The 1,929-nt window shown below is 75.5% G+C and carries 1 protein-coding gene and 1 pseudogene (1 of these 2 only partly in view); both read left to right on the top strand.

Annotation, left to right across the window (positions count from 1 at the left end; all coding sequences use genetic code 11):
- A pseudogene (locus AN218_RS18835) lies at positions 1 to 549 on the top strand (cobyric acid synthase) (it extends 1,127 nt beyond the left edge of the window).
- A 121-nt stretch (positions 550 to 670) separates the two neighbouring features.
- Positions 671 to 1,929: magnesium chelatase ATPase subunit I (locus AN218_RS18840; protein WP_171908716.1), on the top strand; the 1,259-nt coding region annotated here is incomplete at its 3' end.

Here is a 1,929-nt window from a genome sequence, read left to right on the forward strand (position 1 = left end):
CTGCTGCCCGTACGGGTGCGCTTCGCGCACGAGAAGACCCTGGCCCGACCCTCGGGGCGCGCGCTCGGCGAGGACGTCGAGGGGTACGAGATCCACCACGGTGTGGCCGAAGTGCTGGGCGGGGAACCGGTGTTCAGGGCGGCGGGCGGCGCAGGCGACGAGAGCGCCGCCGCCCGGTCGGAACGCGCCGCCCGTGTACCCGCCGCCGCGGACTCCGGTGCGCCCCTGGACGGCTGCCGTGTCGGCGCCGTGTGGGGCACCCACTGGCACGGCTCGCTGGAGAGCGACGGCTTCCGGCGCGCGTTTCTGCGCCGCGTCGCCGCGGACGCCGGACGCGGTGGATTCGTCCCCGCGCCGGACACCGTCTTCGCGGCGCTGCGCGAGGAGCAACTCGACCGCCTGGGCGACCTGATCGAGGAGCACGCCGACACGGACGCCCTGCTGCGGCTCATCGAGTCGGGGCCGCCGCAGGGTCTGCCGTTCATCGCCCCGGGCGCCCCGAGCGTGCCGGGCCTGCCGCAGCCACGGCCCGAGGGAGCGCCCTCATGACCGCCGCCACTCACGCCGCCACGGTGCGCACCGTCGCCGCCGTCCGCCGCGCCGTACACGCCAACTCCGGCCGCACGCACGGCCGTTCGTACCCACGTCCGTCCCAGGGAGGGAAGAGGGCATGAGCACCCCGTACCCGTTCACGGCACTCGTCGGCATGCGGGACATGCAGCTCGGGCTGCTGCTGAACTCCGTGAACCCCGCCGTCGGCGGCGTCCTCATCCGCGGTGAGAAGGGCACCGCGAAGAGCACGGCCGTCAGGGCGCTCTCGGCGCTGCTGCCGCGGCTGGAGGTCGTACCCGGATGCCGCTTCTCCTGCGACCCGGCGGCGCCCGACCCCGCCTGTCCGGACGGGCCGCACGAGGGCGCGGCGGGGAAGACCCGCGCGGCCCATCTCGTCGAGCTGCCCGTGGGCGCGTCCGAGGACCGCCTCGTGGGGGCGCTCGACATCGAACGGGCCCTGTCCGAGGGCGTGAAGGCCTTCGAGCCGGGTCTGCTGGCGGACGCGCACCGGGGCGTGCTCTACGTCGACGAGGTCAACCTCCTCCACGACCACCTGGTCGACCTGCTGTTGGACGCGGCGGCCATGGGTTCCTCGTACGTGGAGCGGGAGGGGGTGTCCGTGCGGCACGCCGCGCGGTTCCTGCTCGTCGGCACGATGAATCCCGAAGAGGGCGAGCTGCGGCCGCAGTTGCTGGACCGCTTCGGCCTGACGGTGGAGGTGACGGCCTCCCGCGACACCGACGAACGCGTCGAGGTGGTGCGCCGCCGTCTCGCCTACGACGCCGATCCGGCGGCTTTCGCGGCGCGTTGGGCGGACGAGGAGGACGCGCTGCGCGAACGGATCGCGGCGGCACGGGAGTTGCTGCCGTCGGTACGCCTCGGGGACGCGGCGCTGCGGCAGATCGCGGCGACGTGCGCGGCGTTCGAGGTGGACGGCATGCGCGCGGACCTGGTGATGGCGCGTACGGCCACGGCGCTGGCGGCGTGGGCGGACCGCACGGAGGTGACGGCGGACGACGTACGGCAGGCGGCCCTGCTCGCGCTTCCGCACCGGCGGCGGCGCAATCCGTTCGACGCCCCGGGCCTGGACGAGGACAAGCTCGACGAGACGCTGCGGGAGCACGCGGCCGACGACGAGGAGAACGGGACGGACGGCGACGGGGACGGGGACGACGACCCGGATCCGGGCGGCGGGACGGACGGCCCGGACGGTCCCGACGATCCCGGCGGCGGGCGGCCCCCGCAGGACGGGACGCCCCCGCAGGAGCAGCCGCAGGACGGGCCGCACGAGGAGAGCCGCGAGACGGACGCCGCGGAGGACGACGGCCCGCGCGACCAGAGCGACGCCGACAGCGGGGCCCGGGGTGACGCCGCGGA

The organism is Streptomyces nanshensis (assembly GCF_001751255.1).
Lineage (GTDB): Bacteria > Actinomycetota > Actinomycetes > Streptomycetales > Streptomycetaceae > Streptomyces > Streptomyces nanshensis_A.